Origin of the sequence: Oceanobacillus kimchii X50 (assembly GCF_000340475.1) — a bacterium.
In the GTDB taxonomy this organism is placed as follows: Bacteria; Bacillota; Bacilli; order Bacillales; family Amphibacillaceae; genus Oceanobacillus; species Oceanobacillus kimchii.
Genome location: NZ_CM001792.1, coordinates 494,529 through 510,746, shown reverse-complemented (window position 1 = coordinate 510,746; position 16,218 = coordinate 494,529). Strand labels below are relative to the sequence as shown.

Genomic DNA, 16,218 nt, shown 5'->3' with positions numbered 1-16,218 from the left:
AGACATAAGACAAGACTTTACTACAAAAAAGTGCTAACCGTTAAAATAAACGGGTAGCACTTTAATTATTCTACTGGATCTTCTCCAATAATCCTTACTTCACGTTCAAGCTGAACATCAAACTTTTCTTTGACGGTTTTTTGCACGTGACGAATTAAATTAATATATTCTGTAGCACTGGCATTGTTTTTATTAACAATAAATCCAGCATGTTTTTTTGATACTTCTGCTCCACCAATTTGTGTTCCTTGTAGCTCACTATCTTGAATAAGTTTTCCTGCAAAATAACCCGGTGGCCGCTTAAAAACACTTCCACAAGATGGATATTCAAGTGGTTGTTTTGATTCTCTTTTAAACGTTAAATCATCCATGACTTCTCTAATATCAGTTGAATTAGCTTTATTTAATGCAAAGGTTGCTTCCAATACAATATATCCATTATCCGGAATATTACTAGTACGATAATCAAGGTCTAGCTCCGCTGCAGTCAATGTGCGAATATCCCCTTCTTTTGTCACTACGATCGTACTTTCTAAGACATCCTTTATCTCCCCACCATAGGCACCAGCATTCATATAGAGTGCTCCACCTACAGAACCGGGAATTCCACAAGCAAACTCTAACCCCGCAAGGCTCTCTGCTAATGCTGTCCTAGATGCATCAATAATACGCGCTCCACTCTGGGCCACTATCTTATCTTCTTCCCTCCAAATAGAGGAGAGTTTTTGTAAGTTCATTACAATACCACGTATTCCACCGTCTTTTACAATCAGATTCGATCCATTACCTAACATTGTAAAAGAAACTTTTTCTTTATTAGCTAACTTAATAATATCTTGTACTTCACTATACGTTTCAGGTGTAATATAGACATCTGCTTTCCCACCTAATTTCGTATAAGTATGATTTCTGATTAATTCATCGACCATCACATTTTCTTCAGAAGTAATACGTGATAGTTGATCATATAAATGATGGCTGACTTTCATATTTATCATTCCTTTAATCATTCAATTACGGTTTAACATGTGTCCATTTTAAATCTTATTCTATTGTAAGTTATTCATCTGATTCCTGCCACAAAAAAGAATGAATCAATTTGTCGACTTTCACACTCTCATGCAAACCGCTATGCCCTAGTTCTTGATTTTCAATAATCACTTCTTTAAAATTCTCCGGTGGTATAATACTTCGTAAAGTTCCTACACTTTGTGGCACGGCTACAGAATCCCCCGTACTTGCAATATTTAATACTTTTACATCGCTTGGAAATGTCATTGTCTGTAAGAGCTGAAGCGCATTTGATCCTGGTTTTAAGTCTTCTGCGGCCTCGTCATTATGAATTTGGAAATACTCCTCACTATATATACCATCAAAAGGACTACCAATGGTTATAAGCTTATCCACTTCCGGATATCCTTGTGATGCAAACTCCATCGTATACTTTAAAGCAATAATTCCACCCATTGAATGCCCCACTAAATTAACCCGATCTATATTATACGTTGACTGCATATGCAGTAGTACTGAAGAAATCCATTGCGCACTATCAGCAAAACTAGCCCGATTATCCTCTAATACTATTTGTACAAATGTAGGAGCATATCTTCCTTTATTTAAATTATAATCCAGTACTTGACCATCTTTCGTCACATAATAGACAAATCCCTTATTTCCCCAACCATATTTATTTTCGAACCGATCCAACATGAACCCAAAGGAGTGCTCTGTACCTTTGTATCCATGAATAAATACAGTTGGCTCTCCCTCGTAAATTTCAGAACGAGTATTACCTGGATATAAGAACATAAATATTGCCGCACCTATTAATATAACTATGCCGACTACTAAGCTGATGATTGACTTTTTACCCACGATTTATCTTCCTTTATAACTGTACCAACATTCACTTCGAATGTAATAGGTTTAATTTCTTCACGTTATTATACCATTCCTTCACAAACACAAACACCAATTCGATTATTTTCAATAAATCTTTTTTACATCTTCAATAGAAGTGAACTTTGGTTTCTGATTCTCATATGAAGTAATATGGGTAAAGCCAACTAATTGCAGTAGTTCCAATGAATCGTGGAAACTTTGTGAAATTTCGTTTGGGCGGTGAGCATCCGAACCAATTGTTAATATCTCCCCTCCCAATTGACGATACAGTTCTAATATTTCTTTACTTGGAAGTCCTGCCTCTAAACCATATTTAAATCCTGAAGTGTTTAATTCAATGCCTTTACCCTGATTAATTACAAGTTCCAATATAGATTCAAGAACGTCGAAGCATTCATCTTTACTTGACTGTTTCGTATATCGCCTCACTAAATCAACATGTCCCAACACTTGATATGAATCAAACTTCTTAATACATTCATATAACTCTTCATAATATTGGCGGTAAGCAGTCTCTACTGTTTTATTCTGAAAAAAATCACCAGAATGCAAGTCTGCTTCCATAGTTGCGTGCATAGAACAAATAACAAAGTCAGGCTGCAAAATGTTTACAAAATTCGCAGTCTCATTTAATACATGCGGTTGCACCCCAACTTCTACACCCTTTAAGATGGTTATTTGGCTTTGATATTTGCTTTGTAATTGTTCAATTTCCTTTGTATATCTATTCGGATCAAATGTAAAATCCCAATCTTTATCTGGATAATCTATATCTAAATGATCTGTGAAGCAAATTTCTTTAAGCCCTTTTTTTATAGCAGATTGCACCATTGCTTCCATTTCAAAATCGCCGTCCGCGGAAAAATTACTATGCATATGAAAATCGAACATTTTTAAACCCTCCATTGACATTTTTTCTGATTATTTATATAATACTATATAACTTTAATTAGATAAAGCGATAAAGCGATAAATTATTAAAGAAATAATTATTAAAGGGGTATATGATGAGAAATTACAATTTCCGTAATCGAACATCCTTTCCTGAAGGTTTTCTAGAAAAATCGAATGTAATTAAACAAATACAAAATCGTTTTTATACGTATGGATATGACCAAATCGAAACACCTCTTTTTGAAGATTATGATATGTATAGCAATGTACAAGGAACCGTTCATCAAGATGATATGGTAAAAGTGATTCATCCATCGGGTAAAGTACTTGTATTAAGACCGGATGTAACCATACCCATAACCCGACAATATGTAGAAGCAGATATGAATAATCACTATCACCGTTTTTCATATGTTCTCGATATATTTCGGTATAACGAAACTCAACAAGCATATCGCACACAAGCAGGCGTTGAATTCTTTGGAGATGAAAGCCCAGAAGCCGATGCTGAAGTTATCGCTCTTGCAATTGATAGTTTAAAAGATTTAAAGATTGCTCCTTTTAAATTAGAAATTGGCCATTCTGGTATCTATAAAGAATTACTTGCACAGGCAAATCTGAATTCTCATGAACAACAAACTTTGCATGCGTTAATTCAATCCAAAAACATGTCTGAAACATCAAGCTTTCTGGATCATTTATCCATCGATCAAGACTTAAAACAAAAAATAGAACTGATTCCAATGTTATATGGAGATCCATCGATAGTAATTGAAAGGGCTCAAGCGTTAGTAACCAATAAAAAAATGCAACAAGTTGTCGACACATTATTCAAAGTCTTTTCATTATTAAAAGACTATCAAATGAAAGAATATATTTCGTTTAATCTTGGCTTAATTAATAATATGAATTATTACTCTGGTATTATTTTTCAAGGTTTTACAGAACACATCGGTCAGCCTATTTTAATGGGGGGGCGTTATGATCATCTCAGTTTACAGTTTGAAAATGAAATACCAGCAGTAGGTTTTGCTTTTGAAGTCGATAAGTTATTAACTGTAATTACTCAAGGCGATGACCCATTAATTAAACAAGCAGATTTCCTTATTAAGTATCGAACTAATTGTCGACAAGATGCATTCTTACTAGCAAGAAAAATTCGTCAAGCAAATAAAAAAGTCATTATACAACCCACAGAAGTATCGTCCGAATTAAAAGCATTTAACATCATACAAGTAGACTCTGGTAGTTACCAATTTAAGAACTCAAAACAACAAACAACATTTTTATCCATTGATCAAATACTACAACATGTATTAAAAAAGGGGTGAATATGATGCAACCAGTTACTATAGCTCTTGCAAAAGGAAGACCAGCGAAACAAACCATTAAGTTACTCCAAAATGCTGGTTTAATATTCGAAGAACTTGATGCTTCATCAAGAAAACTTGTATTTTACAATGAAGATCAATCTGTACGGGTCATTTTTCTAAAAGGAATGGATGTACCTATTTATGTGGAAAAAGGTGCTGCTGATATTGGTATTGTCGGTAAAGATAATATCATCGAATCCCAAGCAGAAGTTTACGAGTTACTAGACCTAGGCATTGGTAAATGTAAATTCTCTATTGCAGCTAAGCAGGGTGTTTCTCTTTCTTCCGATAATGAAATCACTATTGCAACAAAATATCCAATTGTTGCTAAACGATACTTTGGTAGAAAAAATCAATCGATAGATATCGTTAAATTAAATGGATCTGTTGAACTTGCTCCCCTTATTGGATTGGCAGATTATATTGTAGATATTGTCGAAACAGGAAATACATTAAGAGAAAATGGTTTAGAAATTCTTGAAGATATCGAGACAATAAGTACAAAAGCTATCGTTAATAAAGCTAGTTTTGCAACACGTTCTACTGAAATTCAAAACATTATTAATCGATTAAGTACAGTAGTGGGGTGAAAAATATGAAAATACTTTCTTTACATCAATGGAAGCAGCAACAGGCTAAAAAAACGTCTAGTAGTCGAAACAAACAAGTCGATCAAGATGTCCTCCGCATTATTGAACAAGTACAAATACAGGGAGATGAAGCATTAAAGCAATATACACTTCAATTTGATCAAGTAAATCTAAATTCATTCGAGGTGACGAGTGATGAATGGGAAAAAGCGATCAAAAAAGTAAATTCAACATTATTAGATGCTTTAGAAATCGCAGCTCAAAATATCCAACGCTATCAATCTGAAATGATAGAATTCGACTGGTCAATTACTCCAGAGACAGGAGTAAAACTAGGTCAACAAGTAACTCCCCTTGATCGTGTTGGTATCTATATTCCTGGTGGAAAAGCAAGCTACCCTTCTACGGTACTAATGGATGCAATTCCAGCAAAAGTCGCCGGTGTTAAGGAAATTATCATTACCTCTCCACCTAATAAAAATGGCGAAATAGATCCAGTAGTCTTGGCAGCAGCAAAAATTGCGGGAGTTACCAAGGTTTATAAAGTTGGAGGAGCTCAAGCAATTGCAGCACTTACTTACGGAACCGAAACTATTCCTAGTGTCGATAAAATTGTAGGTCCAGGAAATATATATGTTACCCGGGCGAAGAAATGGGTATATGGAGATGTAGCGATTGATATGATAGCCGGTCCAAGTGAGATTTGTATTTTTGCAGATTCCAATGCTCCCGTTTCCTATGTTGCAGCAGATTTACTCTCACAAGCCGAACACGATGAAGAAGCAACTTCTATTTGCATTACAAATGATCGTTCCTATGCAAAATTATTGCAGGAGGAAGTAAATCGACAAATCCCTTTATTAGAACGAAAAGAAATCATTGATGCTTCTATATCTCAAAATGGAAAGATCATCATTTGTGAGAACAATAAAGAAGCAATCGACACTATTAACCAACTGGCACCAGAACATTTACAATTAATGACTACTGACCCAGAACAAATCAGCACAAAAATTAAACATGCTGGTGCAATATTTATTGGTAATTATTCAAGTGAGCCATTAGGCGATTATTTAGCTGGTCCTAGTCATACATTACCAACCAACGGCACAGCTAAATTTTCTTCTCCTCTTGGGGTCTACGATTTTATTAAAAAAACGAGTCTAATCCAATACTCTAAAAACAAGTTAGAAGAAGCTGCAGATACAATAATTACACTAGCCGAAGCTGAAGGATTAACAGCTCATGCAAATGCAATTCGTATTCGAAAGGAGAATAACCATGCGCAAAGCATCTTTAAGCAGAAAAACCAATGAGACATCCGTTAACTTATCTCTACAACTAGATGGCGAAGGAACTTCTACTATCCAAACAGGCATTGGTTTCTTAGATCATATGCTAACACTATTCGCAAAACACGGCGGTATAAATTTAGATATATCATGTAACGGAGATTTAGAAGTAGATCAACACCACACTGTGGAGGATATTGGGATTGTGCTCGGTCACACATTACGTGAAGCTTTAGGTAATAAAGAAGGAATCACCCGCTATGCCAATGTCATGAGCCCGATGGATGAAGCATTGTCTTCGATTGCATTAGATATAAGTGGACGTTCTTACCTCGTGTACAACGTGGAAGGATTAAAAGAAAAAGTAGGTACCTTTGATACAGAGTTAGTATTAGAATTTTTTCAAGCTTTTGCAAGCAACGCTCAAGTAACACTCCATATTAATCTATTATACGGAGTTAACTCTCATCATATTATTGAATCGATTTTTAAAGGATTTGGGCGCGTTATCCGCCAAGGTTGTTCCATCGATCCAAATCAAAAAGGAATACCTTCAACTAAAGGAAGTTTATAGGGAGGCTATAACATTGATTGCAATTATTGATTATGGAGCAGGAAATATAAAAAGTCTTCAATTTGCATTAGATAAATTAAATAAACGTTCCATTGTTACAACAGATGTAGCGGAAATCAAACAAGCAGACTCGATTATTTTACCCGGGGTCGGAGCATTCAAAGATGCAATGGAAGCAATACGTCAGCTTCATTTAGATACAGTTCTACAAGAAGAAGCGCAAAAAGGAAAACCAATATTAGGAATTTGTCTAGGTATGCAACTATTTTATGAACAAAGCCTTGAAAATGGTGATTGGGAAGGCCTAGGGTTGTTAAAAGGTTCCATTACACGAATCTCAAGTGAAGTTAAAGTACCACACATGGGTTGGAATACATTAGACATTCAACAAGCTTCCCCATTATTTGAATCAAAGCTAGAAAATCCCTATGTATATTTCGTCCACTCCTATGCCGTTTCTTCTTACGAGGAAAGTACATTACTTGCTAGTTCTCAATATGGACAGCTCATTCCAGCTATCGTTCAAAAAGGAAATATAACTGGTATGCAATTTCATCCGGAGAAAAGCGGAGAATTTGGAATTGAATTACTAAAAAGATATGAGGAGATGATTGTATGATTATCTTTCCAGCAATTGATGTTCGAAATGGTAAATGTGTTCGATTAAGGCAAGGCGACTATAATCAAGAAACAATCTATAGCAACTCACCTGTTAAAATGGCGAAAGAATGGGAAGCATCCGGTGCTGAATATTTACACGCTGTAGACTTAGATGGGGCAAAGTCAGGGGAATCAATTAACGTCAAAATTATCCAAGATGTGGCCCAAACGCTCTCTATTCCAATTCAAGTAGGAGGAGGCATTCGATCGCTCGAAGTCATTGACAAATATATTCAAGCAGGTGTGAGTCGAGTGATTCTTGGAACAGCAGCGATAACAGATTCTGCTTTTTTACAAACTGCCGTTGAAAGATACACTGAGCAAATTGCAGTATCGATTGATGCCAGAAAAGGCTTTATTGCTACGGATGGTTGGACAAAAAACAGTACGATTGAAGCAATTCCTTTTATCCAGCAATTAGAAACCATTGGAGTAAAAACAATTATCTACACGGATATCTTAAAAGACGGAATGATGAGCGGTCCTAACTTCCAAGAACTAGAAGCTGTACAACAAGCTACTACCATGAACATTATTGCTTCTGGAGGAGTTACTACAAAAGAAAATATTCAACAACTTGAAAGTATGAATCTCTACGGTGCAATTATCGGAAAAGCACTTTATGACGGTTCCATAAAATTACAAGACATATTGGAAGGTGAAATGGATGCTCGCTAAACGAATTATTCCTTGCCTTGATGTTGATAATGGACGGGTAGTAAAGGGGAAGAAATTTCAAAATATACAAGATGTTGCTGATCCGGTTGAATTAGCAAAACGCTATAACAATGAAGGTGCTGATGAACTTGTCTTCTATGATATTACAGCATCTAACGAACAACGGGGAATATTTTTAGACGTTGTTGAAAAAGTTGCAAAAGAAATCGCCATCCCTTTTATGGTAGGTGGGGGTATTCGTACTACCAAAGATATTCATCAAGTACTCCGTTCTGGAGCTGATAAAGTATCGATAAATAGTGCAGCTGTTCAACGTCCTGATCTTATTTTCGAATCAGCACAAAAATTCGGTAGTCAATGTACAGTCCTATCTATTGATGCAAAAGAGGTGGCATCTGGAAAATGGAATGTTTTTATCAATGGAGGTAGAAAAGATACCGGAATGGATGCTATTGAATGGGCTAAGAAAGGTGAAGCTTATGGTGTTGGTGAAATAGTTGTGAATGCTATGGATGCAGATGGAGAAAAAAATGGTTACAACCTTCCCTTAACGACAGCAATAGCAACAGCAGTAAATATACCAGTAATTGCAAGTGGCGGAGCTGGAAACATCGAACATTTCTCAGAAGTGCTTTCACAAGGAATAGATGCCGCTCTAGCAGCTTCTGTTTTTCACTATGGTGAAATTAAAATACCAGCACTGAAAACATATTTAAATGAACAGGAAATTCCAGTAAGGAGGAATACGAAATGACCAAAACGATCTCCATCGAGAAATTACAATTTGACGAGAATGGATTAATACCCGCAATTGTCCAAGAATATCGATCTGGACAGGTATTAACTTTAGCTTATATGAATAGCGATTCTATCACCAAAACAATCGAAACAAACGAAACGTGGTTTTATTCTAGAAAAAGACAAGAGCTTTGGAATAAAGGGGCTACCTCAGGAAATAAACAAACAGTAAAACAAATTTACTCTGATTGTGACGCAGATGCACTTCTTGTACTTGTAGAAGCACAAGGTCCAGCATGTCACACAGGCGAAGAAAGCTGTTTTTATGAAGATTTGTATATAAATAATGTTGCGTTGTTTCAAATTATCCCTCAAGTGACCTCTAAAATTAAGGAACGGCATGAACATCCGGTAGAAGGTGCATACACCTCTTATCTATTTGAAAAAGGGGTAGATAAAATCTTAAAAAAAATTGGGGAGGAAGCTGCGGAAGTTGTTATAGCTGCTAAAAACGAGGATAAGCAAGAATTAACAAGCGAGTTGTCAGATCTTTTATATCACTCACTAGTACTTATGGAACAACAAGGAGTCACTTTAGAAGATATTAAAAAAGAGCTATATAAACGTCATGTCGAGAAAGAAGGCCAACAACGTGAGTAAATTTTGGAGCTCTTTAGCTAGACAAGTGAATCCATACATTCCCGGAGAACAGTTAAATGATGAGACGATTATCAAATTAAATACAAATGAAAATCCATACCCACCGTCTAACCAAGTAATCCAAGCTATAGATAAAGAGTCTAAAAACTTGAGGTTGTACCCCTCCCCAACAATTGATGAATTAAGAAGCGAAATTGGAAATATGTATGGGCTAAGTCAAGATCATATATTTATTGGAAATGGATCTGATGAGGTACTTGCTTTTAGTTTCATGGCATTCTTTGAGCCAGGAAAAAGGATCAAATATCCAGAAATCACTTATAGTTTCTATCCAGTCTATGCAAAGTTATTTAATATATCTTTTGAGCAAATCCAGTTAAATGACGACTATACGATACCTGTGGAGCATTTTTATGATTCCGACGGTGGGTTGATATTTCCTAACCCTAATGCTCCAACTGGAATTTACTTAGAATTAGAAGAAATTAAGCGAATAATTGAAAATAACCCTAACCATGTGGTGATTATTGATGAAGCATATATCGATTTTGCAAAGGAGAGTGCAGTATCATTAATTGATACCTTTCCGAATTTACTTGTTATCCAAACCATGTCAAAGTCTCGTTCACTTGCAGGATTGCGTATTGGATTTGCCATCGGTAATCCTGAACTAATAAATGGATTAGAAAGAATAAAAAATTCATTTAATTCCTATACTGTTGATCGATTAGCTATTGCAGGTGCCATCGAAGCAATAAAAGATAATAAGTATTTTCAGCAAACTACTAGTAAGATTATTGAATCTAGATCTTATTTAAAAAAGCAATTAGAAGCAAGACATTTCGACATTCTCCCGTCACAAGCTAATTTCTTGCTTGTATCTCATAAAGAGGTAAACGCTGAAATATTATATCAAAAATTAAAGAAACAAGGGATCCTTGTACGGTATTTTCAAAAACCCGGTCTGGAAAATTTCTTGCGTATTTCAATTGGTACACCTGAACAAATAGATAAGCTTCTAAAGAAAATTGACCACATAATAAAACCATCGCCGTAATGTTAGCGATGGTTTTATTAGTAAAAAAGTGTTAGATGGGTGCTTCTGTCTTTATTCTTAAATCTTTTTATCAATCTCCGCAGATTCTTTAAGTTCTTCTACCTTTTGAGCATATTGTTGCTGTTGTTTTTGTTGTTCTATAGAAGCTCTTAGTTGATCTTCTACTTCAGAAAGTTCTTGAGCTTCTCCTTCACTTTGTTCTGTCATTTGATTGTAGAGTTCTTCTACTTCTTTGTCTGTCACTTCTACTTCAAATTCTTGTTCTACATATTCCATCGTTGTCAAATCATATCTTAGTTGATTCTTAAAGTTTTCTTCCGTCATGTTTAATTGCTCTAGCATCGTATTGAATTGTCCTTCATCTGCACTCTCTTTATATGCTTTCAATTCTTCTTCTAATTCTTCATCTGTTACTTCAATTCCTACATTATTCGCTTCTTGAAGCATTAATTCTTGTTCAACAAGAAAATCTACTGTTTGATCCTTTAATGCATCTAAATCACTTGTATCTTGTCCAGACTGATGCATCATTGATTTCACAAGAGAATATGCAGCGTTGTACGTAGTTCCATTAACTTCTGAACCATTTACGACTACAACAGATTCACCCTCATTAACAACTTCTTCATCTGAGATTTCTAAGGGCTCTTGTTGTTGCGCTTGATCCTCTTGATTTTCAGCTTGATTAGCTTGTTCATCACTTTCTGCTTCATCATCACTACATGCTACAAGGAACATGGTTAAACTTAATATTATCAATAGCGTCCATTTTTTCATCGCTACATCCCTCATTTCTTAAGTAAGTCTGGTTTCATTCAATCATACATCATTTCCATTATCAAATGTCAGAATTATCTGTAATAAATACAAATCGCCTTATAACGGGAAAAACAAGCATTTGGTTACAGTTTGATAACAAATTTTACTTACTTTTACGATAAAAATTAAATACGTTATTAACAACCGCAGTCTTCATCTGTACAATATGAAGTTTCACTATTTCCAGTATGAATTGTCTTCAATTTAGGATTTTCTTTCTCCTCTTGCCATACTTTGGTTAGCACTTCATGAAATACTTCTTCAGGCTGTGCTCCGGACACTGCATACTTTTCGTTAAATACGAAGAAAGGCACTCCCTGGACTCCAATTTGACGTGCTGTATCAATATCTTCATTAACCCGATTACTAAATTTTTCAGTGTTCATCACTTCTTGCACTTCGGAGGTTTTTAATCCTACTTCTTCTGCTAATCTGATTAAAGTCTGATGATCACTTAGTAATTCTGATTCTGTAAAATAAGCATACAGGAGTCGTTCCGTTATTTCTTTCCCTTTGCCTCGCATTGTTGCAAGCTTGGCAACACGATGAGCATCGAATGTATTCGAATATTTCATATCATCAAAGTTATAATCTAAACCAACCTCAGATGCTTGTTCCTTTACCTGACGATTCATGTTTTTTACTTGATCAAGCGGAACTCCCTTTAATTCAGAAAATGTATCATAAAAATTTTTACCTGGGATATGTTTTGCACTTGGATCTAATTGATAACTTTTATACTCTATTGTAACTTTATCAATTTGTTCAAATTTATTTAATGCTTTCTCTAGTCTTCTTTTTCCAATATAGCAAAATGGACATACAAAATCAGACCAAACTTCTATTTTCATCAAAAGCCCCCTTTTCTAGACGTAATTGTAGCACAACCGTATGTAAAAGGAAAAATTACTTGTTTCATCAGATTTTTTGATAGCTATACCCTAATATTATCAAAACGCAAAAAATCCGAACTTGCTTCACAAATAATGTGAAATAAGTTCGGATTCCCTTATAAACTATTTACTTTAATTCATTAAGGACTTCATCAATCTTATCCAGTTCAGATTGTAATCCGCCACCACCTAGATACCAAAGAGGTCCATCTAGGTAAATAATGTTTTCATTCTCATAAGCTGCCGTTTGTTTAATAATATCGTTTTCTAGGTCAGATTCAATGTTGGAATCTCCATCAACTGCTGCAGTACGATCAATGACGAATAGTACTTGTGGATCGAGATCAAGAATTGCTTCAAAACCAAAGTTAGAACCGTGAGAAGAAGATTCAATATCTTCCGTTACAGGCTCAAATCCATATAGGTCATAAATGTATCCAAATCTTGAATTTGTTGCAAATCCTGATAGATTTCCTTCATTGTACATCGTTACAAGACTTGTTTCATAATTGCCTGCTTTTTCCTCTAATTCTGCTAGAGCTGCATCATATTTATCAAGATATTCTTGAGCTTCTTCTTCTTTATTAAACATCTTCGCAGCAATATCTACCGATTTTAAGAACGTATTCCAATAGTCATCTTGTTGTGTTCCGATAAAAATAACGTTCGGAGTGATTTCTTTTAATTGATCATAGAAAGCTGATTGACGTCCAGAAATGAAAATCACATCTGGTTCTAATGAAGCGATTTCTTCAAGACGTGGTTCTTTTAATGTACCAATGTTTGCGTACTCATCTGATTCATAATCCGAAAGATTTTCTGGAAGTGTAGAATCTTTTGGTACCCCAACAATTCCTTCTACACCTAGTGTATCTAATGTATCTAACATACCATAATCAAACACGACAATGTTTTCTGGCATAGACTCAAATTCAACATCTTCAAAAGTATAGCTACCACCATCTCTACTTTCTGATGAAGATACAGTTGGAGAAACCGTCATCGGATATGCAGCGTTCTCATCCTCTTCTGTAGTTTCCTCTGATGCATTACTATCAGTAGATTCTTCAGAAGCATTTTCCTCATCTGATCCACATGCTGCTAATACTAAAGCTAAAACTATAAGTGCTATAGCTAATTGCCATTTCTTCATGTACTTCTCTCCTCTTCTGTGTATGTACTATGTATTTAATTAATAATGATAATCATTATCAATTAATATATTTCTTATTATAATTACCTTTTAGACTCCCGTCAACATAAATATTACTCCTTTGTAATATTATTTTAAATTTTTGTCACATATTTATTTATTGTCTTATAAAAAACCTAGAGAAAAGATCAAAATTAAATACTTCTCTCTAGGTACAATTTTTAAATAGATATCCTAATTTACTTCTGTATGTGAATTAAAGTAAACACAAATACGACATCCATTTTGTTCTTGAATAGGTATATCCATATCATAAATTTCTCTTAAGGCAGTAGAGTTAATTATTTCATTGGTTGGTCCATTTTTTACAAGCTTTCCATCCTTCAACGCAACAATTTGATCAGAGTATACAGATGCAAAGTTAATATCATGTAAAACGATGACTACCGTTCTACCCAATTCATCAACAAGTTTACGTAAGATCTTCATAATTTGTACAGAATGCTTCATATCTAAATTATTTAATGGTTCATCAAGAAGAATATAGTCCGTGTCTTGTGCTATAACCATGGCAATAAAAGCTCTTTGTTTTTGTCCGCCAGATAATTCGTCTAAAAACTGATCTTCCATCTCTGCCAGATTCATATATTGAATCGCTTGATCAACATATTGTTGATCTTCATTCGTTAAACGGCCTTTCGAGTATGGATAACGTCCAAATGATACTAACTCACGTACAGTAAGCTTTACATTAATAAAATTTGCTTGCCGTAATATAGCTACTCTTTTCGCAAATTCATTGGACTTCCATTTGTTGACTTCATTTTTATCCAATAACACTTCCCCTGAATCAGAGTCCAGTAATCTACTAACCATGGACAATAATGTAGATTTACCAGCTCCATTCGGTCCTATGAAAGATGTAATTGTCCCTGGTTTTATCGTTACCGATACATCATCAACAACTTTCTTTTTTGCGAATTTCTTAGTCAAAGCTTTCATTTCTATCATTTTGACGACCTACTTTCTTTTAATAATAAGTAAATAAAGTAAATCCCACCAACAAAGTTAATAATTACACTTAACGTCGTTCGCAATTCAAAAATATGCTCAACAAGAAATTGACCACCTACCAGTGCAATTATACTAATTAAACTAGATCCCAAAATTAAAACAGAGTGTTTGTAGGAGGCTAAAAATTGATAAGCTAAATTCGCTACAATTAACCCTAAAAATGTAATTGGTCCTACTAAAGCAGTAGAAGTAGCAATTAGTATAGATGATAAAATTAGTACTTGCATTACCATTCGATCATATTTAATACCTAGATTAATTGAATTTTCTCGACCTAGCGACATTACATCTAGTTTATTTAACATAAAATAGCCTAATATAAATGAAATTAGCAGGATCCCTACAGCAATATATAAAATTTCAACATTTACTCTAGAAAAATTAGCAAATAATAGTGATTGCAATCCTAAATACTCGACTGGATCAATTAGCACTTGTAGGAACGTTACAAAACTTCCTAAAAATGTACCTATAATCATTCCTATTAATAATAATAAATAAATTGGATGCTTATCCGCTCTGAATAAGAAGCGATATAAAAGGAATGCAAAAAGAACCATTGCCAATAATGCTGCTCCAAAGTTTAAGTACTTATTCAAGACCCACATCGACATAGAACCTGCAAAGAAATAAATCAGTGTTTGAACTACTTCATACATGGAATCTATTCCCATTACCGATGGTGTTAAAATTCGATTTCGAGTAACAGTTTGAAAGATAACTGTCGCATAAGAAATAGCAATACCTGTTATTACCATTGCAAGAACTCGGTTCATTCTTCTAGGGAAGGCATAGTCAAAACCACCCTTAATATCATAAAAAGCATAAAACAAAATACAGAGTAATCCTATTACGGCTAAAAATACCAACTTCGTACTATTTTTTCGCATATGCTCTCCCCCTAAACAACATAATTAAGAAGATCGCACTACCAATAACTGCTACAGTTACGTTCACAGGGATCTCAAACGGATGTACCACAATACGCCCAATAATATCGCATACTAGTAAGAACGCAATTCCCATTACCGCTGTATGTGGAATCGTTTTACGTAAGTTATCTCCTAAATATAGAGAAACAATATTTGGAACAATTAACCCTAAAAACGGTATAACTCCAACAGTAAGTACAACAGTTGTTGAGATAATAGCTACAAGTACAAGCCCGATATTCAGTACAACTTTATAACTCAATCCTAGATTTTTTGCGAATTCTTCACCCATACCTGCTACTGTAAATTTATTAGCGTATATATATGCTAATATGACAGCTGGAACGCTCACATATAACAATTCATATCGACCAGCAATTACTAATGTAAAGCTCCCCATTAACCAAGATGATATATTTTGGAGAAGGTCTGCCTCATATGCAAAAAACGTTGTTATAGAAGATAAAATATTCCCATACATGATACCAATTAACGGAACAAATATTGCGTCTTTAAATTTAATACGATCTAAAATTTGCATAAAGACGAAAGTTCCAATTAATGCAAACGCGAAACTAAAGACCACTTGTTGTGTATATGTAACATTTGTAAAAAACAACATGGATATCAAAATTCCGAGCTTAGCTGCATCTAATGTACCAGCAGTAGTTGGTGAAACAAATTTATTTCTGCTAAGTGATTGCATAATTAAACCGGCAATACTCATTCCAGCTCCTGCCAATATAATTGCCATTAAACGAGGTACTCGACTGATGAGAAATGTTTGGATCTTATCAGACTCCCAATCTAGTAAATCCGTTACCTTAATATCAATTGCTCCTATGAAAAGAGAGACAAATGATAAGATTACAGTAAAAATAATTAATATCCATAACTTCATAAGTAATCCTCATATCCTAGTATATTTC

18 protein-coding genes are annotated in these 16,218 nt (G+C 34.7%); 9 read left to right on the top strand and 9 right to left on the bottom strand.

Annotation, left to right across the window (positions count from 1 at the left end; translation table 11 throughout):
* Positions 1-65: 65 nt before the first annotated feature.
* The 3 genes from murB to C794_RS02840 all read right to left on the bottom strand — a co-directional run bounded on the left by murB (position 66) and on the right by C794_RS02840 (position 2,793).
* Positions 66-989 carry a UDP-N-acetylmuramate dehydrogenase gene (murB, locus tag C794_RS02850; protein WP_017795637.1) on the bottom strand — a complete coding sequence of 308 codons (924 nt, stop codon included), beginning with the start codon at positions 987-989 and terminating at the stop codon, positions 66-68.
* Between the two features lie 70 nt (positions 990-1,059).
* Entirely contained in the window at positions 1,060-1,875 is an 816-nt protein-coding gene (locus tag C794_RS02845) for an alpha/beta hydrolase (RefSeq protein WP_017795636.1), read from the bottom strand.
* 111 nt (positions 1,876-1,986) lie between these two features.
* Positions 1,987-2,793, bottom strand: coding sequence for a histidinol-phosphatase HisJ family protein (locus C794_RS02840; protein WP_017795635.1), 807 nt, complete (start codon positions 2,791-2,793; stop codon positions 1,987-1,989).
* A 116-nt stretch (positions 2,794-2,909) separates the two neighbouring features.
* Between C794_RS02840 and hisZ the strand changes: the two genes are divergently transcribed.
* The 9 genes from hisZ to hisC are packed head-to-tail and all read left to right on the top strand — an operon-like array spanning position 2,910 to position 10,418.
* A complete protein-coding gene (gene hisZ / locus C794_RS02835) occupies positions 2,910-4,127 on the top strand; it encodes an ATP phosphoribosyltransferase regulatory subunit (protein ID WP_017795634.1) in 1,218 nt (405 codons plus the stop codon).
* A gap of 5 nt (positions 4,128-4,132) precedes the next feature.
* Positions 4,133-4,759, top strand: a complete 627-nt coding sequence (gene hisG / locus C794_RS02830; protein WP_017795633.1) for an ATP phosphoribosyltransferase — start codon at positions 4,133-4,135, stop codon at positions 4,757-4,759.
* Positions 4,760-4,764: 5 nt separating this feature from the next.
* Entirely contained in the window at positions 4,765-6,075 is a 1,311-nt protein-coding gene (gene hisD / locus C794_RS02825; protein WP_017795632.1) for a histidinol dehydrogenase, read from the top strand.
* Positions 6,041-6,625, top strand: a complete 585-nt coding sequence (hisB, locus tag C794_RS02820) for an imidazoleglycerol-phosphate dehydratase HisB (protein WP_017795631.1) — start codon at positions 6,041-6,043, stop codon at positions 6,623-6,625. The genes hisD and hisB overlap by 35 nt, the downstream gene beginning before the upstream one ends.
* Before the next feature lie 13 nt (positions 6,626-6,638).
* Positions 6,639-7,244: an imidazole glycerol phosphate synthase subunit HisH gene (gene hisH, locus C794_RS02815; RefSeq protein WP_017795630.1), complete on the top strand. Its 606-nt coding sequence runs from the start codon at positions 6,639-6,641 to the stop codon at positions 7,242-7,244.
* The gene (gene hisA / locus C794_RS02810; RefSeq protein WP_017795629.1) at positions 7,241-7,963 is read left to right on the top strand and encodes a 1-(5-phosphoribosyl)-5-[(5-phosphoribosylamino)methylideneamino]imidazole-4-carboxamide isomerase; all 723 of its coding nucleotides are present in this window, start codon (positions 7,241-7,243) and stop codon (positions 7,961-7,963) included. Before hisH ends, hisA begins: the two co-directional genes overlap by 4 nt.
* Positions 7,953-8,717: an imidazole glycerol phosphate synthase subunit HisF gene (hisF, locus tag C794_RS02805; RefSeq protein WP_017795628.1), complete on the top strand. Its 765-nt coding sequence runs from the start codon at positions 7,953-7,955 to the stop codon at positions 8,715-8,717. The genes hisA and hisF overlap by 11 nt, the downstream gene beginning before the upstream one ends.
* Entirely contained in the window at positions 8,714-9,361 is a 648-nt protein-coding gene (gene hisIE, locus C794_RS02800; protein WP_017795627.1) for a bifunctional phosphoribosyl-AMP cyclohydrolase/phosphoribosyl-ATP diphosphatase HisIE, read from the top strand. Before hisF ends, hisIE begins: the two co-directional genes overlap by 4 nt.
* Positions 9,354-10,418: a histidinol-phosphate transaminase gene (gene hisC, locus C794_RS02795; RefSeq protein WP_017795626.1), complete on the top strand. Its 1,065-nt coding sequence runs from the start codon at positions 9,354-9,356 to the stop codon at positions 10,416-10,418. The genes hisIE and hisC overlap by 8 nt, the downstream gene beginning before the upstream one ends.
* A gap of 57 nt (positions 10,419-10,475) precedes the next feature.
* Here the strand turns inward: hisC and C794_RS02790 are convergent, their stop codons facing one another.
* From C794_RS02790 to C794_RS02765, 6 genes are all read right to left on the bottom strand, one after another.
* On the bottom strand, positions 10,476-11,195 hold the full coding sequence (locus C794_RS02790; protein WP_017795625.1) for a SurA N-terminal domain-containing protein: 720 nt from the start codon (positions 11,193-11,195) through the stop codon (positions 10,476-10,478).
* Positions 11,196-11,374: 179 nt separating this feature from the next.
* Positions 11,375-12,088: a DsbA family oxidoreductase gene (locus C794_RS02785; protein ID WP_017795624.1), complete on the bottom strand. Its 714-nt coding sequence runs from the start codon at positions 12,086-12,088 to the stop codon at positions 11,375-11,377.
* A 169-nt stretch (positions 12,089-12,257) separates the two neighbouring features.
* Positions 12,258-13,283 carry a siderophore ABC transporter substrate-binding protein gene (locus C794_RS02780; protein ID WP_017795623.1) on the bottom strand — a complete coding sequence of 342 codons (1,026 nt, stop codon included), beginning with the start codon at positions 13,281-13,283 and terminating at the stop codon, positions 12,258-12,260.
* 234 nt (positions 13,284-13,517) lie between these two features.
* Positions 13,518-14,294: an iron ABC transporter ATP-binding protein gene (locus tag C794_RS02775; protein ID WP_017795622.1), complete on the bottom strand. Its 777-nt coding sequence runs from the start codon at positions 14,292-14,294 to the stop codon at positions 13,518-13,520.
* A complete protein-coding gene (locus tag C794_RS02770) occupies positions 14,291-15,247 on the bottom strand; it encodes an iron chelate uptake ABC transporter family permease subunit (RefSeq protein ID WP_017795621.1) in 957 nt (318 codons plus the stop codon). Before C794_RS02770 ends, C794_RS02775 begins: the two co-directional genes overlap by 4 nt.
* Positions 15,234-16,190, bottom strand: a complete 957-nt coding sequence (locus C794_RS02765; protein WP_017795620.1) for an ABC transporter permease — start codon at positions 16,188-16,190, stop codon at positions 15,234-15,236. Before C794_RS02765 ends, C794_RS02770 begins: the two co-directional genes overlap by 14 nt.
* Positions 16,191-16,218 lie beyond the last annotated feature (28 nt).

Excerpts from the sequence above, each read along its gene's own strand:
- hisB (WP_017795631.1), top strand. The coding sequence starts at position 6,041 with ATGCGCAAAGCATCTTTAAGCAGAAAAACCAATGAGACATCCGTTAAC.
- C794_RS02770 (WP_017795621.1), bottom strand. The coding sequence starts at position 15,247 with ATGCGAAAAAATAGTACGAAGTTGGTATTTTTAGCCGTAATAGGATTA.
- hisZ (WP_017795634.1), top strand. The coding sequence starts at position 2,910 with ATGAGAAATTACAATTTCCGTAATCGAACATCCTTTCCTGAAGGTTTT.
- hisF (WP_017795628.1), top strand. The coding sequence starts at position 7,953 with ATGCTCGCTAAACGAATTATTCCTTGCCTTGATGTTGATAATGGACGG.
- hisA (WP_017795629.1), top strand. The coding sequence starts at position 7,241 with ATGATTATCTTTCCAGCAATTGATGTTCGAAATGGTAAATGTGTTCGA.
- hisIE (WP_017795627.1), top strand. The coding sequence starts at position 8,714 with ATGACCAAAACGATCTCCATCGAGAAATTACAATTTGACGAGAATGGA.
- C794_RS02765 (WP_017795620.1), bottom strand. The coding sequence starts at position 16,190 with ATGAAGTTATGGATATTAATTATTTTTACTGTAATCTTATCATTTGTC.
- C794_RS02790 (WP_017795625.1), bottom strand. The coding sequence starts at position 11,195 with ATGAAAAAATGGACGCTATTGATAATATTAAGTTTAACCATGTTCCTT.
- hisD (WP_017795632.1), top strand. The coding sequence starts at position 4,765 with ATGAAAATACTTTCTTTACATCAATGGAAGCAGCAACAGGCTAAAAAA.
- hisG (WP_017795633.1), top strand. The coding sequence starts at position 4,133 with ATGCAACCAGTTACTATAGCTCTTGCAAAAGGAAGACCAGCGAAACAA.
- murB (WP_017795637.1), bottom strand. The coding sequence starts at position 989 with ATGAAAGTCAGCCATCATTTATATGATCAACTATCACGTATTACTTCT.
- C794_RS02780 (WP_017795623.1), bottom strand. The coding sequence starts at position 13,283 with ATGAAGAAATGGCAATTAGCTATAGCACTTATAGTTTTAGCTTTAGTA.
- C794_RS02775 (WP_017795622.1), bottom strand. The coding sequence starts at position 14,294 with ATGATAGAAATGAAAGCTTTGACTAAGAAATTCGCAAAAAAGAAAGTT.
- C794_RS02840 (WP_017795635.1), bottom strand. The coding sequence starts at position 2,793 with ATGTTCGATTTTCATATGCATAGTAATTTTTCCGCGGACGGCGATTTT.
- C794_RS02785 (WP_017795624.1), bottom strand. The coding sequence starts at position 12,088 with ATGAAAATAGAAGTTTGGTCTGATTTTGTATGTCCATTTTGCTATATT.